This window comes from Acinetobacter sp. CY17, from assembly GCF_059515825.1.
The window spans coordinates 76,203-102,773 of the sequence record NZ_JCAKMX010000008.1; the positions used below are offsets into that span (position 1 = coordinate 76,203).

At 39.9% G+C, this 26,571-nt stretch carries 16 protein-coding genes and 3 pseudogenes; 7 read left to right on the top strand and 12 right to left on the bottom strand.

Annotated elements, in window-relative coordinates:
- Positions 1–6 precede the first annotated feature (6 nt).
- From AC5YCI_RS07675 to AC5YCI_RS07695, 5 genes are all read right to left on the bottom strand, one after another.
- Entirely contained in the window at positions 7–657 is a 651-nt protein-coding gene (locus tag AC5YCI_RS07675) for an NTP transferase domain-containing protein (protein WP_496175399.1), read from the bottom strand.
- A complete protein-coding gene (locus tag AC5YCI_RS07680; RefSeq protein WP_496175400.1) occupies positions 644–3,430 on the bottom strand; it encodes a molybdopterin-dependent oxidoreductase in 2,787 nt (928 codons plus the stop codon). Before AC5YCI_RS07680 ends, AC5YCI_RS07675 begins: the two co-directional genes overlap by 14 nt.
- Positions 3,431–3,613: 183 nt before the next feature.
- Positions 3,614–5,224, bottom strand: a complete 1,611-nt coding sequence (gene nirD / locus AC5YCI_RS07685) for a nitrite reductase small subunit NirD (RefSeq protein WP_496175401.1) — start codon at positions 5,222–5,224, stop codon at positions 3,614–3,616.
- A 24-nt stretch (positions 5,225–5,248) separates the two neighbouring features.
- Positions 5,249–7,795: a nitrite reductase large subunit NirB gene (nirB, locus tag AC5YCI_RS07690; protein ID WP_496175402.1), complete on the bottom strand. Its 2,547-nt coding sequence runs from the start codon at positions 7,793–7,795 to the stop codon at positions 5,249–5,251.
- 25 nt (positions 7,796–7,820) lie between these two features.
- Positions 7,821–9,197 carry an MFS transporter gene (locus AC5YCI_RS07695; RefSeq protein WP_496175403.1) on the bottom strand — a complete coding sequence of 459 codons (1,377 nt, stop codon included), beginning with the start codon at positions 9,195–9,197 and terminating at the stop codon, positions 7,821–7,823.
- Between the two features lie 392 nt (positions 9,198–9,589).
- On the opposite strand from AC5YCI_RS07695, the gene AC5YCI_RS07700 reads away from it, so the two are divergent.
- Genes AC5YCI_RS07700 through AC5YCI_RS07710 form a run of 3 tightly spaced genes read left to right on the top strand, consistent with a single transcriptional unit; the run spans position 9,590 to position 12,335 of the window.
- On the top strand, positions 9,590–10,177 hold the full coding sequence (locus tag AC5YCI_RS07700) for an ANTAR domain-containing response regulator (RefSeq protein ID WP_496129555.1): 588 nt from the start codon (positions 9,590–9,592) through the stop codon (positions 10,175–10,177).
- Positions 10,178–10,180: 3 nt separating this feature from the next.
- Complete coding sequence (locus tag AC5YCI_RS07705) at positions 10,181–11,167, top strand: ABC transporter substrate-binding protein (RefSeq protein WP_496175404.1); 987 nt, start codon at positions 10,181–10,183, stop codon at positions 11,165–11,167.
- Positions 11,168–11,189: 22 nt separating this feature from the next.
- Positions 11,190–12,335: a ThiF family adenylyltransferase gene (locus tag AC5YCI_RS07710; protein ID WP_496129557.1), complete on the top strand. Its 1,146-nt coding sequence runs from the start codon at positions 11,190–11,192 to the stop codon at positions 12,333–12,335.
- A gap of 76 nt (positions 12,336–12,411) precedes the next feature.
- Here AC5YCI_RS07710 and AC5YCI_RS07715 read toward each other — a convergent pair whose 3' ends face one another.
- From AC5YCI_RS07715 to glnT, 4 genes are read right to left on the bottom strand one after another with little or no spacing between them, the layout of a single operon-like run.
- Positions 12,412–13,746 (bottom strand): FMN-binding glutamate synthase family protein, encoded by a 1,335-nt coding sequence (locus tag AC5YCI_RS07715; protein ID WP_496129558.1) that lies wholly within the window; start codon positions 13,744–13,746, stop codon positions 12,412–12,414.
- 27 nt (positions 13,747–13,773) lie between these two features.
- The gene (locus AC5YCI_RS07720; RefSeq protein ID WP_496175405.1) at positions 13,774–14,499 is read right to left on the bottom strand and encodes a protein glxC; all 726 of its coding nucleotides are present in this window, start codon (positions 14,497–14,499) and stop codon (positions 13,774–13,776) included.
- 29 nt (positions 14,500–14,528) lie between these two features.
- Complete coding sequence (locus AC5YCI_RS07725; RefSeq protein ID WP_496175406.1) at positions 14,529–15,440, bottom strand: class II glutamine amidotransferase; 912 nt, start codon at positions 15,438–15,440, stop codon at positions 14,529–14,531.
- A 44-nt stretch (positions 15,441–15,484) separates the two neighbouring features.
- Entirely contained in the window at positions 15,485–16,876 is a 1,392-nt protein-coding gene (gene glnT, locus AC5YCI_RS07730) for a type III glutamate--ammonia ligase (protein WP_496129561.1), read from the bottom strand.
- A gap of 294 nt (positions 16,877–17,170) precedes the next feature.
- Between glnT and AC5YCI_RS07735 the strand changes: the two genes are divergently transcribed.
- Together AC5YCI_RS07735 and AC5YCI_RS07740 are read left to right on the top strand one after the other, a co-directional pair.
- Positions 17,171–17,770 (top strand): helix-turn-helix domain-containing protein, encoded by a 600-nt coding sequence (locus tag AC5YCI_RS07735; RefSeq protein ID WP_496129562.1) that lies wholly within the window; start codon positions 17,171–17,173, stop codon positions 17,768–17,770.
- 461 nt (positions 17,771–18,231) lie between these two features.
- Positions 18,232–19,545, top strand: a complete 1,314-nt coding sequence (locus AC5YCI_RS07740) for an ammonium transporter (RefSeq protein ID WP_496175407.1) — start codon at positions 18,232–18,234, stop codon at positions 19,543–19,545.
- A 317-nt stretch (positions 19,546–19,862) separates the two neighbouring features.
- Here the strand turns inward: AC5YCI_RS07740 and AC5YCI_RS07745 are convergent.
- Positions 19,863–20,103: pseudogene (locus AC5YCI_RS07745) on the bottom strand (aldehyde dehydrogenase family protein); the annotation flags it as partial.
- A gap of 114 nt (positions 20,104–20,217) precedes the next feature.
- Between AC5YCI_RS07745 and AC5YCI_RS07750 the strand changes: the two are divergent.
- Both AC5YCI_RS07750 and AC5YCI_RS07755 read left to right on the top strand, forming a co-directional pair.
- A pseudogene (locus AC5YCI_RS07750) lies at positions 20,218–20,315 on the top strand (IS982 family transposase); the annotation flags it as partial.
- Positions 20,315–20,443: pseudogene (locus AC5YCI_RS07755) on the top strand (IS982 family transposase); the annotation flags it as partial. The pseudogenes AC5YCI_RS07750 and AC5YCI_RS07755, both read left to right, overlap by 1 nt.
- A gap of 317 nt (positions 20,444–20,760) precedes the next feature.
- On the opposite strand, the gene AC5YCI_RS07760 reads toward AC5YCI_RS07755, so the two are convergent.
- Positions 20,761–25,809, bottom strand: a complete 5,049-nt coding sequence (locus AC5YCI_RS07760) for a tyrosine-type recombinase/integrase (protein WP_496175408.1) — start codon at positions 25,807–25,809, stop codon at positions 20,761–20,763.
- Positions 25,806–26,474 (bottom strand): hypothetical protein, encoded by a 669-nt coding sequence (locus tag AC5YCI_RS07765; RefSeq protein ID WP_496175409.1) that lies wholly within the window; start codon positions 26,472–26,474, stop codon positions 25,806–25,808. Before AC5YCI_RS07765 ends, AC5YCI_RS07760 begins: the two co-directional genes overlap by 4 nt.
- Positions 26,475–26,571: the final 97 nt, after the last annotated feature.

A 26,571-nucleotide genomic window follows, 5' to 3' on the forward strand; every position in this document is an offset into this window, starting at 1 on the left:
CCACTTTTACGCATTTTTTAAGATCAGCTGAGAATCTAGTAATTTTTTAATTTGTCGATGCTGTTGCAGTTCATCCAAACTGTTGATGCTGTGAAAAATGAGCATATTGTTTTCAAATACAAGCTCACTATGAGCTAAATCTTGAAAGCAAGTTTTTAGACTGCGCTGATTTAATGCAAGATGTTGCTCTAAAATAGGGACAGCAGTGCGGCGCATGAGACAAAATGGATAGAGGGCTTGTCCATTGATGTTGACAACCGCCACATCACTTAAAAGATTTTGCGTTAATGTCTGATGTAATTGTTCTAATACATCTTCAGGAATAAAAGTGACATCACAAGGTACAAATAAAACGAAGTCACTCTGTAGCTTTGACCACGCAGTTTTCATTCCCATCAGTGGGCCTTGAAAGCCCGTATGATCATCTTGGAAACATTGAATCGTCGGCATCAATTGCGTATAAAGCGCATGATCACGGTGACTATTGATCCACACCTGATTCACCTGTGATTGTAAGGTGTTATAAATTTTAATGAGTTGAATCTCCTCATCAAATGTTTGTAATAACTTATTTAAGCCGTTCATTCTGCGCGCTTGTCCACCTGCCAAAATGACCAGATCCGTTGCAGGGAAATTGAGGGTCTTATGAGGATTCATATTCAGTCTCCATTTGACATGCTTTGATCAAGCCACGAATTTCAGGTAAACATGACCCACAATTTCCGCCCGCTTTTAAGCATGCTGTCACTTGTTTTTCGTGATCAATATTGTGTTCCCGAATTGTTCGCATGATTTTTTGTTTACCTACTTTAAAACAGCTGCATACCAATGGCCCATCGTTATTGCTGATCGACATCGCTTGACCTGCCAACAAGGCTTTACGGTGCATGGCACTTAGACGCTCTCGTTTAAATAGACTAGCTACCCAGTCTCGATCAGGTAATAAAGCTTGAGGTGCGATATATAAGCTTGCAATCAGCTGACCATCTTTCAATACCACTGTATGACTCATCTGTGCACTGAGGTCAGATAAATTAAGCCATTCAAAGCTTTCTTCTTGAAAAGGTAATAATTGTTTTAAATGCTCAGTGGTTTCTGCCAAGCTTTCACGTCCTGCGATTTCATAGCGCACGGCTTTGGCCATTTTAATTTTTGTCCACCATGTTAAAGCTTCAATAGCGCCGTTAACGCTATTTAAAAACTCATCTCGGACATAGCATACCCCCTGCCAACGGGTGTAAAACGGTTGTACCATCACAGGGGTATGTTTAAATTCTGGTTCACCTGAAATGGCATCTACCACAGGGTTGACCACTTTACCAATACAAGCGTCCGATGCCGTTTGCGCTGTCCAATGAATCGGCGCAAAGATTTGACCACGCCGCACCTTATCACTCACATTCACCCGTAATACAGATCTGCCCCATTTTGATGAAACTTGTATTAATTCAAGGTCTTTTACACCATACTTAAGCGCATCTTGAGGATGGATTTCGCAGTAGGGTTCAGCTTTATGGTGACTTAAATTGGCAGATAAACCTGTACGGCTCATGGTATGCCATTGGTCACGAATACGGCCAGTGTTTAAGATGAGCGGATATTCGGAACAGACTGTATTTACAGGGTCAATGGCCTGTGTAGCAATAAATTTGGCTTTACCATCTACATGACTAAATTGACCTTGCGTGAATAATCGTTCTACATGCTGTTTTGAGCTGTTTTTGAGTACAGGCCATTGGATGGGTGCTAGATCTTGATAGGCCTGTTCAGATAAATTCGCCAATCCTTCTAAATTAAAATAGCGAAAAGTAGCTGTATTTTGCCGAGCCTCTACACTTTGATTGTGATAAGCAGAAAGCCGCGCATGTTCTAAAAAGATTTCATGGCTATTGTGAAAGTCAAAACCGCTAAAGCCCATTTTTTTAGCGACTTGTGCAATCGCCCACCAATCAGATTTCGCCTGTTCAGGTGGATGCAAAAATGCACGTTGGCGTGAAATCCGCCGTTCAGAATTTGTCACTGTGCCGTCTTTTTCTCCCCAACCAAGTGCGGGTAATAAGATATCAGCATACGCAGTGGTATCAGTGTGTTGGCAAATATCTGACACCACGACCAACTCACATTTTTCTAAGGCACGTTTGACTTGATCAGCATTGGGCAAACTGACCACAGGATTGGTGGCCATAATCCACACCGCTTTAATCTTGCCTGCTTCAATTGCCTCAAATAAATCAACCGCTTTTAAGCCTGCTTTGCTAGCGATGCTCGGGCTTTGCCAAAATTCTTGTACCACATGCTGATGCACAGGATTATCTAAATCCATATGCGATGCCAACATATTGGCAAGACCACCCACTTCACGTCCACCCATCGCATTGGGTTGTCCGGTCATGGAAAAAGGGGCTGACCCACGTTTACCAATTTTACCGGTGAGTAAATGACAATTAATAATACTGTTGGCTTTATCTACCCCACGTGATGATTGATTCACCCCCATCGAGAATAAAGTCATGACTTTCTCAGTCTTGGCAAATTTTTCAAAAAACAGCTCTAATTTATCTACAGAAATTCCTGTTTTAACAGCAACAGCTTCAAGCGATCTTTCTGCCAAACTTGCCTCTAAAGCGCTGTTTAAGCCTTGGGTATGTGCAGAGATAAAGTCTTGATCAACTTTTCCATGTTGGTGAAGATATTGTAAAAGTCCATTAAAGAGGCTGACGTCTTGACCGGGTAAAATTGGTAGATGGAGATCGGCTGCTTCACAGGTTGCGGTAAAGCGAGGATCAATCACCACGACAAACACATCCCGTTGTTCTTTGGCTTGCATAATGCGCTGATAGAGTACGGGATGACACCATGCGGTATTTGAACCGACCAATACCACCAGATCAGTGTGTTCAAAATCTTCATAACTAGCGGGGACTAAATCTTCACCAAACGCACGCTTATGGGCAGCAACCGCAGAGGACATACAAAGACGAGAGTTGGTATCAATATTTGCAGTCCCAAGATAGCCTTTAACAAATTTATTCACCACATAATAGTCTTCGGTTAATAACTGACCTGACACATAAAATGCCACGCTGTCCGCACCATGATCCTGAATATATTGTGCGAACTTTTCAGCAATGGTGGTGGTCGCTTGATCCCAAGACACAATTTGGCGTGCATCACCACGTCCAATTTGCGGCTGTAACAGCCGAGTTTCTAAGCCTAAGGTCTCGGCTAAATTACTGCCTTTGACACACAATTTACCTTGGTTGGCCGGGTGTTTAGCATCACCAATGACACTCACCTGTTGTCCTAAATTTGTATGTTGCACGGTGGCTGTCACGCCACAACCCACGCCACAGTATGGACATGTGGTATCCGTTATCTTTACGCTATGTTCTTCAGAGCAATGCAGTTGCATTACAGGAATACTATTCATTGCGACTGTGCCCCTTTTTATTGAATATATTGAATGGATCTTAAAAAATTTAATCTCTGTATTCTGTAATCCTCCCTAACCCTCCTTTAAAAAAGGAGGGAATCTCACTGTCTCTGTGATCTTGGAAGTGCTACTTTTTCTCTTACTATAAAATTGGAAAGCGATATTTTGGGAACAGCGTTATTAACTGGCTTGCTTTAAGGCAAAATCCTTACCAAAGAGCAATTTGCTACGAATTGCTGAGATTGGTGTTTTATCTGTAATGAGTTCGGCATACCATGCGCCGTCTTCAGTATCACCAAACAATACCGTACCAATCACTTTATCGTTCTGAATAATGATCCGCTTATAGATTTGACGTTTTTCATCATTCAAAATGATGTCTTCGTAATCATCTTCAGGTTGAAAGTTACCGGCTGAGAAGACATCACAACCACTGACTTTAAGCTGCGTCGGTACAGTCGGTGCCTTAAAGGTCAGACTACCGTGCTCGGCTAAATGTGAGGCGCAGATAAAGGCTTGTCCCCAGAGTGGCTCGACCAACCCAAAGGTTTGCCCACGATGTTCGATACATTCACCTACAGCATAAATACTCGGGTCATAGGTCTGCATGGTGTCATTCACCAATACACCACGGTTGCAACGCAACCCTGCACTTTGGGCGAGTGCCATATTGGGGCGAATCCCGACAGCAAAGACCACAAGATCGGCATCCAATACTGTGCCATCCGTTAAGCGAACATGCGTAACATGCCCATCTAAACCCATTAACGCTTCAGTATTGGCTTGCGTGATAATGTGAATATCTTTTTGCTCTATGGCGGTTTTGAGCATCTGGCTGGCTTTGGCATCCAACTGACGATCCATAATTCGATCAGTTAAATGTAAAACCGTGACCGTCATTCCTTGTTGTTTTAAACCATAAGCGGCTTCTAAACCCAGTAAACCACCGCCAATCACCACAGCATTTTTTTTAGTTTTGCAGTAATCGAGCATTTTATTGACATCATAAATATCGCGGAAGCTGACCACACCTTGTAAATCTGCACCTTTCACAGGAGGAATAAATGGCTTCGATCCTGTCGCTAGAATCAGGCGGTCATAATCTACCACTATGCCTTTTTCGGTATAGATTTGCTTGCGTGGACGATCAATCCTAATCGCAGGATCACCTGCAATAAAACGAATCTCTTTGTCCCGATACCATGCATGTGGATGAAGCATAATATCTGCAATGGTTTTTTCACCTGATAACACTGGGGATAACATGATGCGATTGTAATTACCCCAAGGTTCTTCACCAATGACGGTAATTTCATAACGATCGGGTGCCATATCCAGTAAATCTTCCAAACAGCGCATACCTGCTAAGCCATTCCCGACCAAGACTAACTTCATTTTTTCCTGTGAAGTGGTTGTATTGGTAATATAAGTTTTTTGTGGGGTTGGACTGATTAAAATACGCCCCTCCACAATTTTGCTTGGGAAAACCAACAGCTTTTGGTCTTTATCTTCTAAGCAACGTCCTGTGGCCAAACTAAAGTGTTGTTTATAAATTGGTGAGGCCACCACACGTTCGCCTTGCAAATCACCAACGATGCCACGTGACATGACAAAGGCTTGGCTAAATGGGTCTTGATTACTTAAGGCATACACCCGCTTTTCATTGCCTACACGGAAGATGGCAATCTGTTGATTTTCAATCAGTGCGCAGACACCAGTATTTGGCGTAATGTCATCTAGTGCGCAAACATCGACCCAGTTCAGTTCATTCATATCTTGTAAAATCGTCATATTATTTCTCCTTTTGTTGTTGTTTTAGGCTTCAACCACAGGAATACGACTCATGTCGCGTTCTGCTTTGGTTTTGGGACGAATCTGTCCACGTACTTCAGCAAATTGAACATGTGGATCATGCTGTGCTTCAGCTTTAGCATTAACGAAAGTGACAAAACGTTTACGAACTTCAGGGTCTTCGACTGCGGTACGCCATTCATCTTGATAGGTACCAATCACATGGCTCATACGATGCTCTAACTCTTCTGCGATGCCTAAAGAATCATGCACAATCACATCTTTAAGATAATCTAGACCACCTTCTAAGTTGTCACGCCATACCGATGTACGTTGTAGACGATCTGCAGTTTGAATGTAGAACATAAAGAAACGATCGATATATTTAATCAAGGTTTGCGTATCAAGATCAGCAGCCAGTAATTCAGCATGACGTGGTTTCATACCACCATTACCGCAGACATATAGATTCCAACCTTTTTCGGTGGCAATCACACCAACATCTTTACTTTGTGCTTCGGCACATTCACGGGTACAGCCAGAGACTGCCATTTTGGTTTTATGCGGAGAACGTAAACCCTTATAACGATTTTCTAAGAAGATGGCTAAGCCCACGGAATCATCAACACCATAACGGCACCAAGTACTGCCCACACATGATTTTACTGTGCGCAGTGATTTACCATAGGCATGGCCTGATTCAAAACCTGCTTCAATCAATTTGGTCCAAATCTCAGGCAGTTGATGCACTTGTGCACCAAACATATCGACACGTTGCCCACCTGTGAGCTTGGTATATAGTCCATATTCTTTGGCAATTTGACCAATCGCGATTAAGCCATCAGGTGTGACTTCCCCCCCGGCCATACGTGGCACGACAGAATAAGTCCCATCTTTTTGGATATTACCAAGGTAATAATCATTACTATCTTGCAGACCAGCATGACTAGGTTTGAGAACAAAATCGTTCCAGCATGAGGCCAAGATATTCGCCACTGTTGGCTTACAAATATCACAGCCTAGACCATGACCATGTTGGGCAATTAAATCATCAAAAGTCTTAATCTCTCCTACACGTACCAAGTGATATAACTCTTGGCGGGAATAAGCAAAATGCTCACAGAGGTGATTATTGACTGTAACCCCTTGGCGTTGTAATTCAGATTTTAAAACTTGCGTAACGAGTGGCGTACAACCTCCACATGCAGTGGCAGCTTGAGTACACTTCTTGATTGCACCGAGTGAGGTTGAACCCTCTGCAATCGCAGAACAGATATCGGATTTAGAGACGTTATTACATGAACAAATGGTGGCACTGTCAGGCAATAAGTCTACTCCAGTACCGCCTGATTTACCTGTGGCTTGTTCAAAGCCCGGCATAATTAAACTTTCAGGTTGCTCAGGCAATGCTAAGCCATTGAGCATCATTTGCAGTAAATCATTATATTCTTTGGCACAACCCACCAACACCGCACCCAATAATTTGGTCTTATCCGAATTCACCACAATCTTTTTATAGACTTGTGCCACCTCATCAGCATAGAAGTAACTTAACGCATTTGGTGTCATGGCATGTGCATCACCCACTGATGCCACATCTACGCCCATCAATTTGAGTTTAGTGCTCATGTCTGCACCTTTAAATTCAGTACACACTTGATCCATCACATGCTTGGCAGCAATACGTGCCATGTCATAACCGGGTGCGACTAAACCAAAAATTTTGTTATTCCAAAGCGCACACTCACCAATAGCGTAGACATCTACATCAGAGGTTTGGCAGTAATCATTAATGACGATCCCGCCACGCTCGCCTAGGGCAAGACCACTTTGGCGTGCGAGTTCATCCCGTGGTCGAATACCTGCACTAAATAAAATAATATCTGTTTCTAATTCAGAGCCATCCGCGAACTTCATCACATGCTGGGCGGATGTGCCTGGTTCAATGGAAGACGTTGCCTTTTGGGTATGTACTTTTACGCCTAAATCTTCAATTTTGGTTTTTAGAACTTTTCCGCCTAAATCATCAATTTGTACAGCCATCAAACGTGGGGCAAATTCCACCACATGGGTGTTTAAATTTAAATCACGTAAGGCTTTGGCTGCCTCTAAACCCAGTAAGCCACCACCGATAACTACACCGATTTTTGCGTTTAAGCTGGCTTTTTTAAGGGCATCTAAATCGTCGATGGTGCGATAGACAAAACAGTTTTCACGATCATTGCCCGCAATCGGCGGAACAAAAGCATAAGAACCCGTCGCAAGCACCAACTTGTCGTAGCTGATGATATCCCCTTGGCTTGTAGTTACAGTTTTATTGACACGATCAACATGGGTTGCTTTGGTATTTAAACGTAGATCAATGCCATAGGCATCTGCAAAATCTGCGCGACATAAGGTTAAATCTTTGACCGATTTCCCACTGAAGTATTCAGTCAAATGCACACGGTCATACGCTAAACGTGGCTCTTCTGCTAAAACTGTGATTTCAATATTATCGTTCGCAGTTTCAAGTACAGATTCGATAAATTTATGGCCAACCATACCATGGCCAATCATGATTAATTTCATTGTCTTATTCTCTTCAATATGATGATTAAGCTTTGGCTTCAATGTCTGTACGGGCATGTGCAGCATCAGAGAGCAAACGTTGTTGCATCGCTTGTTCGTATAAACGTTGCTCTTTTTCTTTATGTTCTAAGGAGAAACGAATGAGTAAAACGAATGCCGCTGCAATGACAACCAGCACACCTAAAATCATGAACGTGCTTTGAATATCCAGCATACCTTTGAGCAGAAAACCCGCTGCGACTGCGCCAACATTACCGCCTGCCCCAATAATTCCGGCCACACCACCTAGAGAATCACGATCGATGAAAGGCACTAAAGCATAGGTTGCGCCACATGCCATATGGGTGAATAAGGCAAAAATTGTCATGACTAAAATAGCCAGCATCACACTATCTACTTTTGCAAAAGCAATTAAGAAAATGCCTTCTAGCAAAATCAGGCCAAACAATACTTTAGTTCGACCATCTAGCCCTTTTGAAATCGCAACTTTGTCTGAAACAATACCGCCAAGTGCACGCGCAAATAATGCAAGTAAGCCAAAAATACCTGCTGCCAATCCGGCTTCTTTTAAACCAAATTGAAAATGTTCAACGTAATACATCGCAATGATGTTATGCATGAAAATTTCGATGCCAAAGCAAGCTGCGTAAGCACCAAATAAAATCCATACACGGTAATTACGTGCCGCCGCCATTAAAATTGCGGTGCCACCTTTTTTATCACTGCCAACACTGACACCATTTTCACGGAGCGCTTTAAAGTTACCTTGTGGGCAGTCTTGGGTAAGTTTCCAATACATGATTCCCACAATCACCATCATCAAGCCAGGGACCAATAATGCCAAACGCCATCCCATGGCTTGCTCAACGCCACACATGACTAGGGCACCGAGTAACAAAGGCATTAATGCTTGGGTTGCACCCCCACCTGCATTGCCCCAACCTGCTGTTGTGGCATTTGCGGTCCCCACAACATTCGAGGCAAACATAATACTGGTATGATATTGAGTGATCACGAAACTGGCGCCAATGGCACCAATGAGTAGACGGAAAAAGAGAAAGCTTTCGTAGCTATTTGACGCAGCAACACCAAATACAGGAATGCTGCCTAAAAGAAGAAGTGCGGTATAAGTTTTACGAGGGCCGTATTTATCACACAATGGTCCGACAATTAAGCGTACCAAAATTGTAATGGCTACAGCAGCAATATTAATATTGGCAATTTGATCTTTGGTCAGATTAAACTCACCTGCAATAACAGGCATGAGTGGTGCACAGGCAAACCATGCAAAGAAACACACAAAGAATGCTAACCAACTCATGTGGAATGCACGCATTGCAGCAGTTTTAAAATTAAAAAGGCTTATTTTTGTTGCTTTATTCACATTCAAATTTGTAGACATAGCCACACTCCTAGAACTGAACGGTTATAGTCTTCTGCATACAGCATGGCTATAGACAGAATCGATCAGAACGGACGTCGTTGGCCGTCTTAAAAATATTGGTCGTCTTCTTTGACTAGAATAATGAATGCAAGCTATATGCCACATTTAAAAAATATCAAAATCATTGCATATCCTCTTCTTTTCTATAGGCCGTTATTTTTATTTTTCTTAAAGATGCTCATTGAATGTGGACGCCGTGAATGATTACTGTGCGCCTCACAACGATTTTGCATTTTTGTAGTGCAAAAAGGTGGTTTAAACGACTTTCTTTTTCATCATTTTGTGGCATTAAACTTGCTAGTCATTGCTTTAATTTTTAATTTTCGAACCTTGCTTTGACGAACTTTAATATGTCTAACATTAAAATAGCACTGATAGATGACCACCTAGAACGTGCGCAATATATTGAAAAGTCTTTGACCGAACATGGCTTTGAAGTCGTCGCATGTATCAGTGTTAAAACCATTAATTTACTTCGTTTAGAAAAATTAAATGCTGATGTGATTTTGTTAGATATGGATCATCCACAGCGAGATATTATTGAAAGTTGTGTGAGTCAATTTGATTTACCAACGGTGCTATTTACCAAAAATAGCCATAGAGACACCATTAAGAATGCCATCGATGCTGGCGTGACCGCTTATATTGTAGATGGTATTGACCCTTCAAAATTAAATAGTATTTTGGATATTTCCATTCAACAATTTAAAAAACATAAAAAACTATTGTGTGATTTAGAAGAAACTAAAAACAAGCTTGCAGACCGCAAAGATATAGAACGAGCCAAAGTATTGTTAATGAATATTCACCATCTTTGTGAAAATGATGCCTTTCAACTACTCCGAAAAAATGCGATGAGCCACCGTATGAGTATGGGTGAGATGTCAAGACGCCTACTTGATGCTCAAGAACTTTTACAATCATCAGCAAAGGAATAAAACATGAGCATGCTTGAGAAAACAGATATCCAATTGGGTTATATTCCTCTTTTAGATTGCATCGCATTACTCTGGGCATCACATCAGGGGTATTTTGCAGAGCAAGGTCTGCATGTCACTTTGGTTAAAGAACCGTCTTGGGCAAGTTTAAGAGATCGCCTAGCATTTGGCCTATTGGATGCTGCTCACTGCTTATCTGCCATGCTCCCAGCGGCTGCAACTGGTGAAGACCATCTGGGTATTCCTTTACAGACATCACTGGCTTTAAGTCACAATCGTGCTTTCATCAGTTTAAGTCAAAAGCTGTGTCATCACTTGAACCTGAGTATTCATGATACTCCGTTACAATCCTCACAGAAATTAATGCACGCCATTCAACAGGGTCAAGATATTCATCTTGCTCATGTATTTAAACAATCGATCCATCATTATATTTTAAGAGAATGGCTCGCTTTGTCCGATGAAAATATTGCAGCCCAGTATCGCTTTTCAAGCTTGCCGCCACCCTATATGGTTGAAGCGATTTCATCACATTTGATTGATGGTTTTTGTGTAGGTGAACCTTGGAATACCCAAGCAGAAATTGAAGGCTTTAGTCGAATTATCTTAAGTAGTGAAGACATTATTCCAACCATCCCAGATAAGGTTGTTGCATTTACAGCAGATTGGGCACTACAGCATCCACATACATTGCAAGCTTTAACCAAAGCGATTGAAAAGGCACAGCAAGATTTAAAAAATCCTGCTTTTTTTGATGAAATTTGGGAATTATTAAAAGTTTATGAAATCATCCGTTTCCAATGCTCTACAGATATTCATGTTCAGGCATTCCATAGAATCATGAAAATCATACAAGATTTTAGCAACCCTCAAAAACCACAAGCTACCGACTTTGAATGGATCATACAGAAAATGAAGAGATGGGATCACCTTCATGTCATTGATTCTGAATTAGCCAATATTGCCAAAAACTGTATCTATCGAGTTTAGATTTGGGACTGTTTAAACCTTTATGAATCATCAATTAAGTATAGAAGAACTCAGATATTATTCTCGCCAGATTCGTTTAAAGCAGATAGGTATATCTGGACAACTTAAATTAAAACAAGCGAGTGTTTTAGTGATAGGCGTAGGTGGCTTAGGTTGTCCAGCGCTTATGTACTTAGCATCAGCTGGTGTCGGCCATATTGGCTTATTGGATAATGATATTATTAGTCTAAGTAATTTACATCGACAAAGTTTATTCCAATATGCTGATCTAGGCAGACTAAAAGTGGATTGCGCAGCTGAAAAACTACAATCATCGAACCCCTTTATCCAAATAGAGAAATACCCGATTTATTTTAATGCTGATTGTGCTCATATCCTCAAACAATATGACGTTATTGTGGATGCAACTGACAACTTTAGTTCTAAATATTTACTCAATGATCTATGTCAGCAACTTCATAAGCCATTAATTTATGCATCAATTGATCAGTTTGCTGGCCAACTTGCAGTGTTTAAAAATAAAGAATTCCATAAGAGTGCAAACTTAAGACATATCTTTCCTACTCAACCCCCTGATCATTTGGTTATGTCATGCAATACAGCAGGTGTATTAGGCGTACTACCCGGGATACTGGGTACATATCAAGCAGCCGAGGCGCTAAAGTTAATCTTAAATATAAATGAGCCTGAAAATAAACTGTATTTATTTGATGTGTTAGGAAATAAACTAAGATCAATAAATATAGATATTCACTCAGAAATTCAACGCCAACACCCAATACTTCAACAATCTGGTGTTTGCCAAAATATAAATATTGCAAACCAAATTACAGCGTGTACGCTTAAAACATGGCTTATAGAAGCACGAACATTTTATTTGATCGATATTCGTGAACAAGATGAATATGATGAACTTGCATTTACAGCAGCTACATTTATCCATGATATTGATTCCGACGCTTTGATACATACGGACATACACCCAATCGTACTTTATTGCACCACAGGTAAACGCTCGATCAACCAATTAGAATACTTTCGTTCAATTTTCCCTAATCACCCAATTTACATGCTTAAAGATGGTCTGTTTGGCTATCTAGACGAGGGTTATTCTTTTGGTATTGGTGGTAGCAGTGTAGTAGCACACTATACTACTTTAAATCATTGAAAAAAGTTTCTTTGACATCCTCCCCGACCTAAAGGACGGAGAAGATATCAATGACCCTTTGCTCACATTGAACAGATTAATACTGTACTTGCCCTGGAATCCAATTGGTACCTGCAAGTGGTACACGCGCCATAGCCGCCGCCTCGACATTCAATGCAACTAAATCCTCAGGGTCGAGATTATGCAAATGGGATTTACCACATGCCCGCGCCATGGTCTGTGCTTCAAGTACTAAGACACGTAAATAATTTGCTAAGTGACGACCACCTTCAATTGGATCTAAGCGTTTGGATAATTCTGGATCTTGGGTAGTAATTCCTGCTGGATCACGACCATTTTGCCAATCATCGTAGTAACCTGCTCCGGAACCAATCTCTTTTAGCTCTTTATCCAAACGCGGATGGTTATCACCAAGTGCGATTAAAGCAGCTGTACCAATTGCTACAGCATCTGCACCCAGTGCCATTGCCTTGGCCACATCCGCTCCCGTACGTATACCACCTGAAACAATCAATTGAACCTTACGATGCATGCCCATTTCTTGTAGTGCCTGAACTGCTTGTGGAATGGCAGGCAAAATTGGAATACCCACATGCTCAATAAATACTTCTTGAGTAGCCGCTGTACCACCTTGCATACCATCTAACACAATCACATCAGCGCCTGCCTTCACTGCTAATTTAACGTCATAGTATGGACGGCTCGCACCAATTTTTACATAAATCGGTTTTTCCCAATCTGTAATTTCACGGATCTCCGCGATTTTAATTGCTAGATCATCTGGACCTGTCCAGTCAGGGTGACGGCATGCACTACGTTGATCAACACCCACTGGTAAAGTACGCATACCTGCCACACGTTCAGTGACCTTCATACCTAATAGCATACCACCGCCACCAGGTTTTGCACCTTGACCCAAGACGATTTCAATTGCATCGGCTTTACGCAAATCATCCGGATTCATACCATAACGTGATGGTAAGTATTGATACACTAATGTTTCTGAATGCCCCCGTTCTTCAGGAGTCATACCTCCATCACCCGTTGTCGTCGAGGTACCCACCATTGATGCGCCACGGCCTAGAGATTCCTTGGCATTGGCAGATAAAGCCCCAAAGCTCATACCTGCAATTGTTACAGGAATTTTTAGATGAATTGGTTTTTTTGCAAAACGTGTTCCAAGTACCACATCGGTACCGCATTTTTCACGATACCCCTCAAGTGGGTAACGAGACATACTCGCACCCAATAATAATAAGTCATCAAAATGTGGCACCTTACGTTTGGTACCACCACCACGAATGTCATAAATACCAGTTGCTGCTGCGCGTTGAATTTCCTGAATTGCGAGACGGTCAAAAGTCGCTGATTCACGTAACACTGGTTCAAAGTCTTGGATAGTTTGAGTCATAATATTATTCTCCGTATTACGTTATTTTTAGTATGCTGATGCGTTATCGACTTTAAAATTGTAGAGCTGACGTGCTGATCCATAACGTTTGAACGTAGTTGGATCTTCATTAAAACCAGCTTTGGTGAGAAGTTCGGCTAACTCCTCTAGGTGTTCTGGACGCATTTCTTTTTCAATACAGTCGGAACCTAATGATTTCACGGCGCCTTTTACGTAAATTCTTGTTTCATAAAGTGAGTCACCAAGTGCATCACCAGCATCACCACACACGACTAAACGACCCGCTTGCCCCATGAAACAGCTCATATGACCGATGCTTCCACCTACGACAATGTCCACCCCTTTCATTGAAATACCACAACGTGCGCCAGCATCCCCTTCGATCACCAACAGACCACCATGTGCTGTTGCACCTGCCGCTTGTGAAGCATTGCCCTTGACGTGTACATAACCAGACATCATGTTCTCAGCCACACCAACGCCTACATTGCCATTTACAATCACTTCAGCTTCTTGGTTCATTCCTGCACAGTAGTAACCCGCATGCCCATCAATAGTGACTTTTATGGGTGCCTTAATTCCAACAGCAATATTATGCTGACCAGCCGGATGCTTTACCTTCCATTCTTTAATTTCTGCAACAACTGCTGGATCATGTAAAGCTTGGTTTAAATCACGAATCGTATCGACATTTAAGTCATATTGACTTTTAATTTCTACTGCATTTAATTTTTCTGCTACTGCACTATTCATAATCTTAATTCTCCTAGTAATCTTTTTATTTAAGCCGCTTCTTTTGTACGTTCCCACACATACAAAGTTGCTGGTTCTGGCTCCCAAACTCGGGCTTTATCAATATTTGGTAAAGATGCAAGGGCTTGATACTCAGATGCCATTGCCACGTAGTCATCAGTTTCTGCGAGGACGGCTGGTTTGCAGGCAATTGGATCACGAATCACAGCAAAACCGTTTTTAGTGCCGATCGCAAACGTAAAGAAACCGTCTAAATCATCAAGTGCATTATCTAAGGCCTGTGCCAGGCTATCACCTTCTTGTAAACGCCAAGTAAGATACCCCGCCGCGACTTCTGTATCATTGTCTGTCTCAAAATGAATGCCTTGGCGTTTTAATTCTTGACGTAAACGTGCATGGTTAGACAATGAACCATTATGTACTAAGCACAAATCAGCACCCGTTGAGAATGGATGACTGCCTTCCATCGTCACTGCACTTTCAGTTGCCATACGGGTATGACCAATAATATGACTGCCTTTCATATTCACTAGGCCAAAACGTTCAGAAATCTCTACAGGCAACCCCATACCTTTTAAAATTTCAATGCTTTGACCAGCACTCATAATTTTCAGTTCAGGTGCAACCTCAGCAATGATCGTACGTATGGTATTTTCGTCTGTTTTGGCCTTGACGACCGCTGCTGTTGCATTTTGGAACCAATCTATTTCTGTGTTGATTTTTTCTTTTAGTAAGGCCGCGAACGTGCTCCAATCGAAGTCTTCGCTGACTGCTTGTAAAGTCAGTTTAACCCAGCCTTCCTGGACTTCATCGCCATAGATTGCAAAACCTGCACTGTCTGGACCACGACCTGTCATGGATTCCAACATCGGTTCAAATAATTTACCCAGTTGTGATTCAAGGGCAGGATTTTTTAAGTAAAGTCCAACGATTCCACACATAGTTTTTCTCCAGTCATTTTATAATTTACAGTTGTTTTTAGTTATTAAAAGAATTCGGTATAACGTTGAATTTCCCAGTCCGATACATGACGGCAATACTCCACCCACTCCATGCTCTTTTGATGAATAAACTCATCAATAATTTCAGCACCTAACTTGTCTCTAAATAATGGATCAGCTTCAAGTGCCTGCACGGCCTCTTTTAAAGATTGAGGTAAAGTGTCAATCCCCCGTGCTGCAATCTCTTCTAAACTGAGGTTATATAGATTTTCATTGCATGCTTCAGGTGGCATTAATTCATTTTCAATACCATCTAGGCCTGCCGCAATAATGGCCGCTGAGACTAAGTAAGGGTTACAACCTGCATCTGGTAAACGCAGTTCAATACGGCCGTATGGAATTCGAACCATGGCAGAGCGGTTATTTGCACCATAAGCAATGAATGCAGGTGCCCAAGTTGCACCTGACAATGAACGTCCCACGACCAAACGTTTATACGAATTTACCGTTGGTGCACAAAATGCACACAGCGCAGGTCCATGTTTTAATAAACCTGCAATAAAGTGATAGGCCATTTTAGATAAGCCCATACCACTTGGATCATTCGCATCATGGAATAGATTTTCTGACTCACTGCTACCAATAGATAAATGGAAATGCATACCATTACCTGCACGCTTCGGATCTGGTTTTGGCATAAATGAACAGATCATGCCCAAATCATTGGCAATTTCACCCGCAGCCATACGAAAGAAAGTAAACATATCCGCAGATTTCATCGCATCGGCGTAGGTATAATTAATTTCGAACTGCCCGTTGGCATCTTCATGATCGATTTGGTAGATATCGAAACCCACTGGAATGAGGGCTTCCGTCAATTTCTCCAGAAACTCACGTGAACGTGACAATCCTTTATAGTCATAACATGGCTTGTCTAGATTATCTGAATCATCAACCATTTTAAGCTTGCCATCTTCCGCACGGCGGAACAAACTAAACTCTGGTTCAAGTCCAGTATTCAATGTCCATCCTCGAGCTGATAAACGCTCAACCTGACGACGTAAGATATAACGTGAATCATAAGGATGGGGTTGCCCGTTGACATAACCCTCGCACACCACTCGCCCATAACCAGGCTGCCATGGCACAGGAATCAAATCAGATAGATCTCCTTTGACCATAAAGTCAGGACCATGTGGTTGCATGCCCATACCTGATATTGCAAAACCAGCAAATCCAACACCATTTCCCTCTATTGCTTTTAGACCAGAGATAGGTACTGATTTAGTTTTGGCTGCGCCGTGAATATCAACAAACTGCGCCAATACATATTTTAATTTGTGTTGATCAATGACCTGTTGTACCTCTGGACGGTACATAGGCTTTTTAATGATATTCTCTTGATCAAACAGCTCGTTTACGGCCTTTTGCAGCATAATTGACATACTCCTAATATGACAAAAACGATTTTTTGGCTCGAAAAATGCAATCATTCTTCTAAGAATGTATTATTCATTTTAAGAAATTTTCTTTCCCAATGGGAATAGCAAATCTCTTGCCAACTTTGCCGCTTTTAAAGTTTTTTTTACTTTATCCATAGAAAACCTTATTATTCCTGCAGGGAATAATAGTTTCCAAACCTTTAATGTTTTATAACACACGTCAACTGCTTCACATTTCCAATCGAATGCAGTTTAAATTAGAGTCAAAATGGTGCGAGTTGATCCAAAATGAGACAGAACAAAAATAGTATGAAACTGGAACAATACATTGGTATTCATATCAAACGTTATCGTCAGGAACAGGGGTTAAAACTTGCCGAGGTTGCGCAAATTGCAGATATCAGTCAAGGAATGCTGAGTAAAATTGAGAATGCTCAGGTGTCAACAAGTCTTGAAACCTTAAGTCGTTTATGCGAAGTATTGGGCATTCCACTTTCGACTTTATTCAGCCAATATGACCAACAACAAAGCCAAGCAATGCTTGTCAAAAAAGGCGAAGGTATGGAGGTCGTACGTCGTGGCACAGATAAGGGCCATACTTATCATCTACTCACTCACTCACGTGGTCCTCATAAAAATTTTGAAGCTTATTTGGTCAGCATGGATGATGCGAGTGAAGAATTTCCAACTTTTGCTCATCCAGGTACTGAGATGTTGTATATGATCGAAGGTGAAATTGCTTATCGCCATGGAGACGAAGTATTCCATTTAAAACCTGGTGATTGTTTAACCTTAGAAGGTGAGATTCCTCATGGTCCTGAGCAACTTATCCAAGTACCAATTCGTTTAATTTCGATGGTGAATTACGCAAATCATCACGACGAATAGATAGTCACATATTCAAGGATGGCTAAGGCCATCTTTTTAATACTTGGACGATCCAATCATTTTGAGTACGAATAACTTGATAGAATGTTAAGACTGTACATTGTTTAGCATGACTGAATATTTATCTTCTCACTTATGCTCTTGATCTATGGATGGCTTGCTCCGATCGCTTGATTCTCTGACTAGATAGTAAATTCTTACCTTTCATTTAGTAAAACCAGAACAAAAACTTTTCTAATTTATATTTTATCTATATTTATCAAAAATTTAATTCTAAAAAATATCATAAAATTCGTATTTATTTTTTAGAGGAATTAAATCTTCATCAGCATGTGGCATAGGTATTGCTTGAATTTAAAGAAATTAATATTCCCAATAGGAATATTAATCTCGATTATTTCATCTATTCATCCATAGGTTTTTATATGTCATTCATTTAAATAATTTAGGGGAACCACTTAATGCTATTAGATCATATAAAAAAGTTACTGCTCGCAAGCTGCTTGCTCTTTCCAACACTTGTCTTTGCACAAACTTCCATTGATGCCCCAGCGACTGTTTGGGTCATGGTTTCCATTGTCATTGTGCTCCTGATGTTCATTCCAGGACTTGCACTATTCTATGGAGGAATGGTTCGTTCAAAAAACGTTTTATCTATTTTTAGTCAATTTTTTGCCATTGCCAGTGTGGTCGGTATTTTATGGGTGATTGTAGTTTATAGCCTTGCTACAGATACTACAGGGATGCAAGAAGGTGTCTATAACCTGAGTAGCTTTGTTGGCGGTCTCAACACAGCTTTTCTTGCAGGCATTACACCAGAGAGTATGGTCGGTGGTATTCCAGAATATATTCTAATTGTATTTTTAATGACCTTTGCCATGATTACACCCGCAATTGCTATGGGCGGCTTTGCTGAGAGGATGCATTTTGGCGCGATGATACTCTTCTCTGCTCTTTGGACTGTGCTTGTCTATGGACCGATGGCACATATGGTTTGGGGGGGTGATGGTGCCTTGTTTCATAACTGGGGCGTGCTCGACTTCGCTGGTGGAACAGCTGTACATATTGGTGCTGGTGTTGCTGCTTTTGTAGGTGCTATGGTACTGGGTAAACGTAAAGGTTGGCCTACTGCTCCTAATCCACCACACAATGTGGTCTTTGTTTTAATTGGCGCAGCATTACTTTGGGTTGGATGGTTTGGTTTTAATGTAGGTTCTGCTCTCGCTATTGATAGCTCTACAGCCCTTATTCTAATGACAACAATGCTCGCTACATTAGGTGGAATTTTTGGTTGGATGGTAACTGAAAAATTCGTCTCCGGTCATGTCACAGCATTCGGTCTAGCATCAGGTGCGATTGGTGGCTTAGTAGGTATTACTCCTGCTGCTGCCTTTGTTGGTCCATTTGGGGCCATTGCAATTGGCTTTCTTGCTAGTATGGCAGTGTTCTTTTCAATCACCTTGATCAAACGCAAATTAGGTGTTGATGATGCGCTCGACGTATTCTCTGTGCATGGGGTGGGTGGCATTGTAGGCTGTATTTTAACAGGTGTGTTTTGTGTACCCGCACTTGGAGGTAATGTCGAAGGCATATCTATTATTCCTCAAGTATTCGTACAGCTGGCTAGTATCCTCTTTACCTTCTTATATGTCGGTTTATTGTCTTGGATTCTCTTCAAATTTATAAGTCTAATCATGCCTCTGCGTGTAGATGAGGAACAAGAACAAAATGGCCTAGACAAAACTGACCATAATGAAAGTGCATATAATAATTAGTCTTTTCAATACTACAAATAAGGGCTATCAAGCCCTTTTTCTGATTACAACTAAAAAGCTTATACGAACCCAAACAAAAATAGTTTCCGAGAGGTTCTATTGAACAGGCCGAACTCTTGTTCAATAACCACTGTGTTTTAAAAAATCCAATAATTTGCTTGGAATTTAAGAAAGTAATTATCGATTAGAAAAAATGATTCACTATTATCAAGCATACGACTAGAGCCTTAAATTATGCACGGCAACTCAAATGATTGCTCTAGTCCTCTGATTTTTCAAGTGGATTTCTCATCCACAAGCTAGGATTATCTAGACCTTTAAAGTTGTGATTTAGTTTCTAATCCTGCAAAAAGAGTATATTTAATTTCCAAAAATTCTTCTAACCCATATTTAGAGCCTTCTCGTCCTAATCCTGAATATTTACCCCCCGAATGGAGCCACTTCATTTGACATAACTCTACGGTTGATACCAACCATCCCGTATTCAAGCAATTGACTTAACCGCCAAGATCGTCCCAAGTTTGCTGTGTAACAATACGCAGCGAGACCATAGTCCGCATTATTTGCTACCTGTATAGATTAGTGTTTTTTCTATTGTAGTTCATATTAAGTTTTTAGCTATGCCACACAAACTATTCAACCAGCCATCCTACATTCGAGTTTAAAACTTTATTGTGTACGATTGATGATTTTTTCAGAAAAATGAAGCCGTCTATTGGCAATATCTAAAACAAGAAAATCCGAAGGAGCGATCTGGTGTTCTATCTATTTGAAGCAACAAGATAACTTGCTCAGCAGTCGCCATCGTTCCATTTCAGGTTATTTCGCTGGGATTTATGTATCTTTGTCCGCTTATCAAATCTGTCATCACAATAAGCCTAAGTTTACAACGATGTAAAATTAGGCTTATCCATGATTCGGGTTAGTTAAGTTATTTTTTATATCGAAATAATAGAATAATAAAGTCCCAAAATAAACAAAATTAAATCAATTAAATTTAAGTTAAAATAAAAAAACATTTGATTTATATAATTTATTTACTAACTTTACTTTTATATAAATTATTATTAAGTGATAAATAAGCAGCAAGAAGTTTCCTAGTCAGGTAAATGATATTCATGCACCGTAGGGCTTGACTCGCCCTTAAAATAGCGAGAATGTGACACTAAATTTTTCAAACCTTTATGTAAAAAAGCGGGTGTAAGTCATATTTATTTAGATTCTGATATGATCTCTAATAACCAAAGATCTTACACTCAACCACGCAAGTACCCATCGCACGGCGTTCAATGACGCTTGTTGAGACATAATTCTAAAATAATCATATTTATTATGTTTCATCACTATCGGAAAAAAATGATATTTTTTAAGGATTAAAAGCATAGCTTCGTCCTCTACTGTAAAATGCATCAATACTTTTGTGACATTACTTTCATACAACCACTTTTTTATTAACCAATTATAAGTCTCTGATTGGTTTTGTTCTAAATGATCAAATCGCTCTAAAATCTCTTGTGCAGAATTAAAATCTACAGCATTTAGTAATTCAGGCAAACGTGCTAACTTTCCTGGTACCGATAATGGATGTCTGCCTATATTTGAACCACGTTTACCCGATGGAATATTTGCTATAGTAACTAAAGCTCTCTTCCAGGCTTCAATATCTGATCGTGGCTGCCCCTGTCCAGAAATGAGATAGCGTTCAATACCTTCAAACTGTTGAAATAATGGGTGTTTGGTCGGTTTTTCAGTTGAATTCTGTCTTTTTTGAGCATAGATGATCCATTTCTGATTTTGGCTTTTTTTGAGTACATGTTTTTCGATGGTATTTCGTAACTCATATTGCGGTTTATCATGCTGTTGGTTAATTTGTTGGAAATGCCTGAATAAAGTACTCCTACTCATGGTTCGCTTGAAAAATGCAGTATGTAAATGAGGTTGCTGCTGTTGCATGCTATAGGCATAAGTAGCCAGAAATAAAATATGAACATAATGCTTTAATGTTGTAGATTCATGTAAATGTCCAAGCACTCGACTAATCGCCTTAATCCCTTGCCCAACCTGTCCTTCATTGCCTACTAGCGTATTCAATTGCTCGTTCGATGGCATCCAAGTTTGTAGCCATGGCAGTTCTATCGTGAGCGCTTTAAAATCCACCACCGTTTGTAAACACTTCAAAGTATATGCACTTGCAAAGGTGTGTCTTAAATGATGTAAGCTGAGATCAACATCTCCCGTGACTTCCTTTAAAATTTGAGATATTTGATTAAAAAAATGCCTCTGCTCACTATTCACATCAGACATTAATATCGAATCTTTTTGATTATTAACAATATGATCTAATCCCTTTTGAATTGTCTGACTTAATAAATTCATCGGAACAACACGTTCTGATCCAAGTGTTTTTAACTGGTGCTCTCCATAGGGACGAATTCGGAGCATATCCTCATCAATATCTAAGGGCCGTAAATGAAGTGTCTCAGAACGGCGTACACCCATTGCTGCAGATAAACGAAAATGACGCTGAATTTCTTGACGTAAAGCAGCATCATTCACCCCAGATTCTACAGATTGTAATATTTGAATAATCTGCTGCACTTCATTTCTTGAAAAAACTTTAGCACTGACTTGATGCGCTGTACGCTTGTGTAACGTTATACGTTCATCATTTAACTGAATTAAGAATTCTCTAAAGCGATTCCAGGCAGCGAGATGCTTGCGGTGTGGAAAATACTCTTGTGTCAACTCCATCCATTTTTGAAATACATCTTCATCAATATAACAATCTGCTGTTAAATCTTCTGAAAATCCCAATATACCTGCACTGACGATGGCCAAATGTAGATGAATCATATTTCGATTCTGTAGGCTTAAATTTTCTGCATCACAGCGTAAAATCAGCCATTGCACAAAGCATGTCAATAAATAGACTGAGTGGTGATTTGTGTGATTATTTGCAAGCTGCTTAAGCCAAATGCTTGATCTAGACTCATGTTTGAGTTTCTCGATCATCGCGAGAAGATCAGACAAATGTAGTTGCTCATCCCCTATTTCTATTTCAATCTCTGGCTCTTTACTATCTAAATCTGAGGTTAATTTTTGATATTCGGATAAGCGTAATAATTCATTGATTGAAAGATCTTCAGTCAGGACTTGGCCTGATATATAACCTGCAATCAACGGCGTGCTATTTAACATCACATTTTGCTGTAAAGCTTTCAACCATTGCGCTAACGATAGCGTTGACTTAAGCCCAATATATTTTAAATATATAGTAAAACACTTTTGCCACGCTATTCGTTGTTGATTTTTTGGCTGTGCTAAAATCTCTTTTAATCGAAGTTGTATATACTGTCGATCCACTAAAATTAAGGTCGATACATAAGGACTTAACAGAACTGTACGGCGTATCTTCGTTGTAGATCTATCATTACTTACTTTTAGCTCAACGAGCCGACTATTCCCTATAGCCACTATAGGCTGATCAGAAGCAATAAACTGCAACATCGCTTGCAAATGGCTCACTCGACAGAGTTGTGCATACATGGAAAGTACAACCAGCAAACGTCCTATTTCGACATCACAATTTTTATGTGCAGGTAAATGATCTAAATCGTTCTGAATAAGATCAAGTAGTTGTTGTTCAATATAACACCATGTGCCAAAACTATTTTCAGATGTCAGCCATGTACGCGTCGCTTCTTGAGGGAGCTGAACGAATAATGGGATTTTCGTTTTATCGCGAATATAGGCACAATAGGTTTTGACCGCTTGTGGCAAATCAATCTTTGTATTTTTAGCTAGATCGCAAGCTAATAGGTGTCCAAGCTCTAAAGCGACTTGTGGCTCAGGATTTTTCTCAAAAACCAACTCACAGTAGGCACGATACGTTGAGTTCTCTAGCCATTCTTTTACATCATTTTCTGAATATTGTATGAGTGGCTTTGTCTCTGCTTGAGTTACTGTACTCTCTTTGCCTAAAACGAATGTTGGCATATTCTGGATTTTTAAAAAATCAAAACCATCAAGACATTCGAAACCTAACCGTTCTTGCAGGTTTTCTTGCACATCAATCCACTGTTGCTTAAATTTCGATACAGGAAATACGGACAACATGTCCCATGGATGACGACCGCGTACCCAGTGCCCAAGTCCAGCATCCTTAAACCGTCCAGGGAGCTGATTATGATCAGAGCGAACCAACTTACGTGCCCAATTTTTCACTAAACCATCAATCTGATAAGGATCACAAAGTTGCACAGCATAAGATGATAAATCAACACGTGCTTCAACTTGCTCCCCTAGCATTCCCATCAAACCACGTAAAACTTGAATCTGTTTGATCAAGTCTGCCGTCAATGGTACATAACGATCGGTTGATTCATCTTGATGATGTTTATCTTGAATCAATGCCCAACCTTGCTGACTAATCAGCCGAGCAAAAGGCTGCTTAATGCCTCGTCCTGCAGTAGCAAGATTCATCCATAAGGCTGTATATAATGTTAAGTGATCAAAGAGTACTTGCCAATTTTTCTGTTGCGCAGCCTCAAGTATTTTCTTTTTTATTTGTGTAATTTCATCTTGTAGTTCAACAATTTTTATTCCTATCGGACTGCCCACGCGTTCACTAGAAGCGTGTCTATATTCAGGAATATAAATGTTTATTGTTCTTAAACATTTAGCCCATAATTGCTCAAGTTGCCTCTGCTCAAAAGAGGCATAATGAATTAAATTATCATAATTACGACCTGACGCATTGGTCACTGCCTTAACGACAGCTAAATCACCTTTGCTATGCTCATATAACAACCGTGGAAGAATATCTCGAATGCTCTTGAGGCTGATTTCTAGCGATTTAGGTGCACTGTTAATCAGTGTTTTAACTTCGCGTTCAACTGCCTGTTGTCGGGTTCTAATTCCAAGATTTTTGACTTGATTTATTAAATCATTGAGTTCACTTGGTAAAACCAAATGTAATGTCTTAGTCCATGGCACATGAAATTTAGAATCTTCTGGCTTTGTTTTAAGTGTCGGTGTCCCTGCTAAAACACTGAGTACATATGCAGATAAAGTGTGATCATACTGAATAGCAATATTCTGATCTGTATTTTGACTAAAACACGGCGCTGTTAATTCAGTAATCGAACGTCCAGTAAGTAAACTTAATATTAACGCTAATTTTGCACGTAAAATTAAACTGCTATCCGTATTAGAGGGCTGACATAGCTGAAATACTTTTTGAATCGACTTTAATGACAAGCGCCATTTGGTCCACACTAAACCCACATTTGCAGCTTCAATATGTTGATAACTAGACTTAGCAGCATAAAACCCTCGAATTAAATCGGATTGTTCGGCCAGAAAAAATGTAAACAATGGCTCTAATGGGGTTTCATCTTCTTCAATCTGATCATACGGAAATACTTCAGAGATCAGACCTCGATGAATTTCATCCACATCCTCCAGAGCTTGAATGGCAATGCTGATTGAGCCGTAGCGTTGTAAGATAAGTTTTTTATGCTTTAATCCTATGCGGTGTAAAAACTCTCGACGTTTTTTCTTATTTTTTAGTAGATTGTTTTCCCAAATTTGCGATAAAAAAAGCTTTAAGGCATAAAAAATCTCATTTAATCGTTTATCTTCAGAAACAACAGACATCAACGGAATCAGTTGTTTTGGTGAGTTGTGGATCAGTAATTCTTTGACTTGTTCTAAAATGTCTTCATGACTTGGATCACCCAATAGTCTAATCGCTAAAAAGGCGTTGTACACACGAAATCCCTTCTGAAATTTCAGCTTGATACTTCCATCACCATTTAAATAATTGCTATAGTGCTCTAGAGTATGTACTCTTTTTTGAAAGTAAAAGATTTGCTCTAAAAACCAAGTGATTACCTTATCAAAACTCTCATGATTTTTCCTGAGCCCTGCTTGAATCAAGAGCAAGTCACAAATTCCACTTTCTCCGGTAAATGGGCGCAACGGTGTGAGTTTATGCTTGTTTTTATCCGTTGTTTCTGAGAAAAAATGTGAATATTGCTCGTCACTCTGTAATCTACTAATGATTTTTAATGTATTAAGCTCATCATTAAATGTTGATAGTTTATCATCCTCAATTAATTTGAAAATTCTCTGACAAATGACAACAATACCAGCTAAGTTATAATGTGCACGTAATAAAAATAATGCTTGGATCAGTTGTTGTTCTTCGATATTTTCATTCTGATTAATCCATTCTAGAAGTTGCTTGAAATAAATATTCATGAACTACTCCTAATTTGATAGATCCTTGCTATCTTCAAGTCTGTTAAAGCCAAAGCAATTTCTGCCGTTGGTGCTGCGCGAACAATTTGCTGCTGATATTCTTGATAAAGTTCCTCTAATTCGGGTAGAAGTACAAAAAAATCAGCTAAATGAAAATATGGTTGCAAAGAAGAGCACAACGCTTTTACTTTAATTTTTTCCAATGGTAAACGCTTTTGCGCGATATAACCTGCTAGAACATTTTCAATTAAGAAACGACCACTCACCACAGGTGGTGCCCACTCTATCAATTTTTGAATAAAAGGAATCGGTAGTTTGTTTAAGAAGTGCTGTGTATTTAAAAATAAAGGCATTTCTTCTAAATTTAAGTGCTTGAGTCGAAGTTCGCCTGCAACAACTATCTTATGCTGAATTCTATCCACTTTACCCCAGTGTCTTTTTTTTATACTGTTTTTTAGAGTTCTTACATGACATAAATCCATAGCGACAGCAAGCAATAACTTACGATATGCCGCGAGCAGTAGTAATGCTTGATTTTTAATCTTGTCTGAAAACCTGCTCGTTTGCTCATGCAGTAACATCATTTTCAAAGCTAAAACTGGACATGGTTTTTTAACCCTACCTTCAGATACTGTTAATGCATCAATGAGCAATAGTGTAGTCATTTTTTCTGCTTAGTTAATTTATTTTTGGTATGGACATAGTAGAATACCAAAGTCCCAAAATAAACAAGATTAAATAAATTAATCTAAATATTAATAT